The organism is Paraburkholderia sp. WS6 (genome assembly GCF_030464835.1).
Classification (GTDB): Bacteria; Pseudomonadota; Gammaproteobacteria; order Burkholderiales; family Burkholderiaceae; genus Paraburkholderia; species Paraburkholderia madseniana.
The window spans coordinates 106103-112551 of record NZ_JALQCK010000032.1 but is presented as its reverse complement, the minus strand read 5'-3'; the positions used below and the strand labels follow the sequence as shown (position 1 = coordinate 112551).

The following is a 6449-nucleotide window of genomic DNA, read 5'->3' as shown; positions in this document are numbered from 1 at the left end:
AAGTGTCAACCATGTCCCCGCACACCTGTCAGCTATGTCCCCGGTCTATACACAGTACCGAAGATTACTCCTTTGCGTTTTCCCGTCTTTGCTGCCTTCAGCGATCCTGGCCAAAAGTGCTGCCCGCAACTGGAAAGAGCTCGCAGGGCTCATCGCGGCTTTGCTCTGCGGAGAAAGGCTGTCACGGAAATTGCATTTTGCAGCCTGACCCCAACGGTCGCGTTGGCTTCTTAATCATTGGCTTGTTAATAGCATGCACGCGAAGCCAACATGCCGACTCATCAAGCGCCCCGTCACCCGGCGCCCGCATGCAAGAACCTGGACGCGCCATCGAACCGTCGTTGCTTTCCAGTCCTCCGTTTCCTAATCTGATCGGAGAGGCTCGGGCCAGTGAAAGTCGGCGAGCCGTCATGCACGCTATTGGAGGTCCGAAGTGTCCTTTGATCGAACTGAGACAGCCGTGGTTTTCATCGATCCGCAAGTCGATGTCTTAAGCAAGAATGGCAAGAACTGGGGCGCGGTGGGAGCAAGCGTGACAGAGAACAAGACGGTAGAAAACATGTTGCGAATCTTCAAGGCGGCGAAGTCCGCAAAGTTTCCGGTCTTTATTTCGCCACATTACTTTTTCCCGACCGATCGCGTATGGAAATTCAATGGACCGTTGGAGGCCGATGAATTCGCTACCGGCACATTTGCGCGTAGTGGTCAGTTGAGTCTGGAAGGTTTCGAAGGCTCCGGCGCTGACTGGCTCGACGAATTCAAGCCTTACATCAACGACGGCGAGACCGTTGTTGTGAGTCCGCACAAGGTCTTCGGACCGCAAACCAACGATCTCGTCCTTCAACTGCGCAAGCGAGGAGTGAGGCAGGTGGTCCTGGGAGGCATGCTTGCCAACATGTGCGTGGAGTCACATCTGCGTGATCTGCTCGAACAGGGATTCGAAGTTTATGTTGTTAGCGATGCCACTGCCGGACCGCGTCATCCCGTTTGGGGCGACGGATACAAGGCGGCAATGATCAACTACGCGTTTCTCGCGCACGGCGTGGTGACTACCGACGAAGTTGTGGCTTCGATGGAATGACGCACAAGTAAGATCGGCTGGCAGGCGAATAGACTGTCGGCGCTAAAAAACGCATTTGCCTGGTTGGGACGCCCCAGCATGTTTCCCGGACGGACTGCCGACCACCTACCCACCCCGGCGCAATTTCTTATGACGCACGCGTTCACGCCGGTGGTTCATTTTTCTTTGACAGGTCGCCTTAGCAAGGAGAATGACGATGAACACGGTCACGACCAAAGACGGCATTCAGATATTCTATAAGGACTGGGGAACAGGGCAGCCCATCGTTTTCTCACACGGATGGCCACTGAGCGCCGACGATTGGGACGCCCAGATGATGTTCTTCCTGAACCTCGGCTTCCGTGTCATCGCGCATGACCGTCGGGGTCACGGGCGCTCAACGCAGACGGCCGACGGTCATGATATGGATCACTATGCCGATGATCTTGCGGCCGTTACCGAGCATCTTGACCTTAAAAATGCAGTCCACGTGGGCCACTCGACCGGGGGCGGTGAGGTCGTTCGCTATCTCGCGCGTCACGGCGAGAGTCGCGTAACCAAGGCGGTGCTGATCAGCGCTGTGCCACCGCTCATGGTGAAGACCGCTAACAACCCGGAAGGTCTTCCCAAGGATGTTTTTGACGGATTTCAGGCGCAGGTTGCCAACAACCGCTCACAGTTTTACCGGGATGTCGCTGCCGGGCCGTTCTACGGTTATAACCGGCCAGGGGCCAAACCGTCCGAAGGCGTGATCATGAACTGGTGGCGTCAGGGAATGGAGGGCGGAGCCAAAGCGCACTACGACGGGATCGTGGCCTTTTCCCAGACGGATTTCACCGAAGACCTGAAGAAGATCACAGTCCCGACGTTAGTGATGCACGGCGACGATGATCAAATCGTACCTTATGCCGACTCTGGGCCGTTGAGCGCGAAATTGCTGCAGAACGGCACCTTGAAAACCTATAAAGGCTTCCCGCACGGCATGCCCACCACGCAAGCCGATACGATCAATGCGGATCTCCTGGCGTTCATCAAATCCTGAATCGTCAGGCATCCTGGTGCGCTGGGGCGAGCAAGCGACGGATCTACCTCGTAAGCGGCCATTGCCTTCAATTCAGATCGGCCGTCCGTTGGCGGGCCAGCGTGTGTGAAAACACATTGATCGCCTGAAGTTCAGGACCAGATGGATATGCCCTGACTTTTTCAGGGATCAGGCCACTTCGGTCTCGAATGCGAAGAAGGCGATCCCGGACTTCAGGAAGGCTGCCATTTGATTCAATACGCATATATGCCAGCTCATTCCTCCTGGGTTAGAAGGCCATCCAGGCGGATAACAGTTGGCAAAGCGATTGAAGGCAATTATTTGCCGTGACATCGGCGTCACCTTAGGTCAAGATTTGTTCCGGGGCCGTGGCAAATAACATGCCGCGCGAAGCATCAACAATTTCAACGCCGGAACCTTGCCTGAGAAACCCCGGTGAATCCTTTATTCTGGAAATAATGGACGCAACGAGAATACCTCCGCGGGGCGCCCGCACGGTGGTGCCGATCCGCTTATTCCTTGCCCAACTGTTCGCTCCTGCGTTGCGAAACCTGCAATACGTGAGCCGCCGGATGCGCCCCTTCTCGATCGTTGCGATCGTCGGCTTCCCGCTCTATTACTATGTCTGGAACGATCTCTTTCCCCAGCCTTACGAGAACCTGCCGCTGCGGCTAGTGGGCTCCGCGCTGTTTATTCCCATCCTGTTTTCCGACCGCTGGCCGTCGTGGGCGAAAAAGCTCTTGCCGTACTACTGGTACGCGACAATCTTTTACTCGCTGCCGTTCTTTTTCGCGTTCATGTTGCTGAAAAACAATGGCTCGAACGTCTGGATCGAAAGCGCGCTGATTGCTGCTTTCGTCATGGTGTTGCTGCTCGACTGGCTCATGCTGCTGCTCAATTTTCTGATCGGCATTGCTCTCGCGTATCTCGCCTATTGGGCAACTACCGACGTTGTCAGCGTGAATTCGACGTATCTTGTCCATCTGGCGATTTTTTCGTTTGCTATAGCGATCGGCGTTGTCGCCAACTATGACACGGAGCGTATTCGAGTCGAGCAGGAGCGGGCAATGCTGGCAACTGCCGGTAGCATTGCCCACGAACTACGTACGCCGCTGCTCGCCATCCGCGCCGGCGCGGCGGGCCTCGGAAGCTACCTGCCTTTGCTGCTCGAAACGTACGGCATCGCTCAAGGCGGCGGGCTAAGTGTTCCCAAGATCCGCGTCGCCCACCTTCATTCCATGGACGGAGTACTCTCCCGCATTGAACAGGAGGCTGTTCATTCCAATACCATTATCGACATGCTGCTCGCGAACGCGCGGTTCACCGGCGGGCATTCCCAAAAGATTGCACAGTGCTCGATCAGGCAATGTGTGGAGACCGCGCTCGACCGCTATCCATTTCGCGGAGGGGAGCAACAACGGGTGCTCACGGATCTCATCAATGACTTCACGTTCGAAGGCTCGGACATGCTGGTGGTCCATGTGCTCTTCAATCTGCTAAAAAATGCGTTCCGCGGCATGGCAGATGTCGACAGCGCGCTGATCTCGATCCGGCTTGCGTCTGGACCACGCGCGAACCAACTCCTCTTTCGCGATACCGGCGTCGGCATCGCGTCCCATGTACTTCCCCACATCTTCACGCGGTTCTATACGTCATCGACTGAAGCAGACGACGCCTCCGTCGGCACCGGCATCGGACTCGCATTCTGTCGTGACGTCATGCGTGTGATGGGCGGCTCCATCGACTGTACGTCTATCGAGTACATGTATACCGAATTTGTGTTGACCTTTCCCAAGCCATGACGATGGATACGATCAAACCATTCTATTTTCCGACAACGGTTACGTTCGTCGACGACAGCGCGGCATTCCTGTCGAATCTGTGCCTGCAACTCGAACCGAGCCTTGCCTTCCGGCTCTTCAGTTCGTCAAGGGAAGCCCTGCGGTTCGTGAATGAACGCCATCGTCCCGGTGCACCTGAGGAACAGATCTTCGCACCGTACCGGGACCGAACCGATGAGGACGAGGCACAGCAGGTCATCGCGATGAGCGTCGACACCGTCCGCAATCGGGTGTTCGACAACGACCGATTTCAGGCAACATCGGTTGTCGTCGTGGATTACGACATGCCGGGGCTGAACGGTCTTGAATTCTGCCGGCGCATTGCTGACCCTGCCGTACGCAAGATCATGCTGACCGGAAAGGCGAACGAGCACATCGCGGTGGAGAGCTTCAACGAAGGCATCATTCATCGCTTCATTCGCAAGCAGGACGCATCGGCCATCAGTGCCTTGAATCGCGCGGTGCGCGATATGCAGAACGCATACTTCGATAACAGGTGTCAATCCATCCTCGACACGCTGGTGACATCGGAATATACGTTTTTGCGTGACGAAGCGCTGGTCGCGCGGGTAAGGGAAATCTTTGATTCGCTCGGTATTGTTGAACATTACCTTTCATACTCGCCAAACGGGCTACTCATGCTCGACAGTACCGGCAAGTCCTATCTGCTGATTGTCCACACGAACGAAACGCTGCGGGGTGTTCGTGAGATAGCCAGCGTACAAGGCGCACCAGCGGGCTTTTTCGACGCCCTGGACAGCGGCGCGAGTTTGCCGTACTTCTGGCAAACCAGCGGGTACTGCCCTGCGGACGGCCTCGCGTGGGAGAGCTATATGCACCCGGCAACCCGGTTTACAGGGCAACAGCTTTACGTTTATGCCGTGATCCCCAATCCGCCCGGGTTCGATCTGAGTCACGTGCTGAGTTACGACCGCTACCTCGAGTGGCTGGACCGCGACATACAGAAGACATGGAGTTCACTCATGTGAACTCCATGTCATGCCGCTATCAGACCGCTAACGCACTGTCTGCCGTACTTTGCTCGTGGCTGTGTTTGCGGGACGACGGCCGGTCCCCGAGGCGCCGGGTGGAGGGCCATCTGTCAAGCTCAACTTCGCCGCGAATGTCACGACAGACGCTCACAATCTTTTCGATCTGGGCGTCGGTCAAGGCAGCGTGGATCGACAACCGGATCAGCGCACGATTGCGCGCCGTCGCCGGTGCACAAAACACGGAGCCGAAAATACCCCGTGATTCCAATGCGTCGCGTAACACGATCGTGCGCTGTTCCGTACCCGCTTCGAGCGCGATGATCTGGCTTTCACCGGCATTCAGGTTATACCCAAGCTCCCTCAACCGCTCGCCCAGCCAGGCGGCATTCGACGCAAGTCTCGTGCGCCGTCGGCCGGCACCTTCGATCACAGACAGCGCCGCGTCCAGCCCACTGATCTCATGAGGCAACAAGGTGGAACTGAAGATCGCAGGATTCGACTCGAACTTGAAGTACTCCTGGAAAGCGGCAGGACAGGTGATGAAGCCGGCTCGGCCGACAAAAGCCTTAGCAAGACTTGCTGTGCGGAATGCGACACGAGACTCAAGTCCAAGTTCGACAACAAGTCCCGCTCCACGCGGGCCATGCGTGCCGAGCGAATGCGACTCGTCGACCACGAACACGCACTCATGCGTTTCGCATACATCGGCGAATGCGACAAGCGGGCAGACGCTGCCGTTCGTGCTGTAAATCGAGTCGACCAGCACGACCCCTTGCCCATACCGCACGATCTGCTGCTCGAGGTGCGCCGTGTCGTTGTGCCTGAACGGTATCGGGATCGCGCCCGCACTGCGAATACCCTCCCACAGCGACATGTGCGCCATCATATCCACGTAGACGGGTGTTCGTGCCGAAGCGATCGACTGAATCAGCCCGATATTCGCCGTATAGCCGGACTGACACAGGACCCCAGCCTCTGCGCGCATGAACGTCGACAGCCGGTTTTCGAACTTCAACTGCGGGCAATCACCGTGCAGGAAGATGCCCGACATCAACAGTCCGTTGCCGTCCGAACGCAATGTTCGACCCATACTGCGAATGATGTCGGGGTGGCGCGCGATCGCGAGATAGTCGTTGCTCGACAGATGCAGTGCATCCGCCCCCGGGATGCGACCGCGCATGATGTGGCCGCCTCCCCACGTATCCGTTACGCGCTCCCGGTAATATTGCTCGACGCGCGACGCCACAAAGGCAGGAAGCGATGGTGAGGGTTGGTTTTTTTTCAGGCTGTCAAAAGCAGTTTTCATTTCGGCTCCTTAAGGTTGGCTGTTGCCCGTAACGGACAACAGGCCCATAGTGAGCCAGTCGTTTTTTCCCTGTGTGGCCTGTCATCGAATCTGCCTGCAGTTCAGCCGCTGCGCCGGTGGGGCAGATCAGTGGATTCACACGGCTGCGCAGCGTTGGCCAAACACGCCACGGCGACAGGCGCGAGGCCGATCGCCAAGCGTCGGATCC

At 57.1% G+C, this 6449-nt stretch carries 6 protein-coding genes; 5 read left to right on the top strand and 1 reads right to left on the bottom strand.

Annotated elements, in window-relative coordinates:
• The 5 genes from M0D64_RS30885 to M0D64_RS30865 all read left to right on the top strand — a co-directional run.
• Window positions 1-208 (top strand): hypothetical protein (locus M0D64_RS30885; protein ID WP_266260567.1); only part of this gene is annotated, 208 nt, incomplete at its 5' end.
• Between the two features lie 225 nt (window positions 209-433).
• Window positions 434-1081, top strand: a complete 648-nt coding sequence (locus tag M0D64_RS30880) for a cysteine hydrolase (RefSeq protein WP_266260566.1) — start codon at window positions 434-436, stop codon at window positions 1079-1081.
• A gap of 196 nt (window positions 1082-1277) precedes the next feature.
• The gene (locus tag M0D64_RS30875) at window positions 1278-2102 is read left to right on the top strand and encodes an alpha/beta fold hydrolase (RefSeq protein ID WP_266260565.1); all 825 of its coding nucleotides are present in this window, start codon (window positions 1278-1280) and stop codon (window positions 2100-2102) included.
• A gap of 380 nt (window positions 2103-2482) precedes the next feature.
• Window positions 2483-3904 (top strand): sensor histidine kinase KdpD, encoded by a 1422-nt coding sequence (locus M0D64_RS30870; protein WP_266260564.1) that lies wholly within the window; start codon window positions 2483-2485, stop codon window positions 3902-3904.
• A gap of 146 nt (window positions 3905-4050) precedes the next feature.
• Window positions 4051-4932 carry a response regulator gene (locus M0D64_RS30865; RefSeq protein WP_266260562.1) on the top strand — a complete coding sequence of 294 codons (882 nt, stop codon included), beginning with the start codon at window positions 4051-4053 and terminating at the stop codon, window positions 4930-4932.
• A gap of 19 nt (window positions 4933-4951) precedes the next feature.
• Here M0D64_RS30865 and cqsA read toward each other — a convergent pair whose 3' ends face one another.
• Window positions 4952-6241 (bottom strand): alpha-hydroxyketone-type quorum-sensing autoinducer synthase, encoded by a 1290-nt coding sequence (gene cqsA, locus M0D64_RS30860; protein WP_266260561.1) that lies wholly within the window; start codon window positions 6239-6241, stop codon window positions 4952-4954.
• Window positions 6242-6449: the final 208 nt, after the last annotated feature.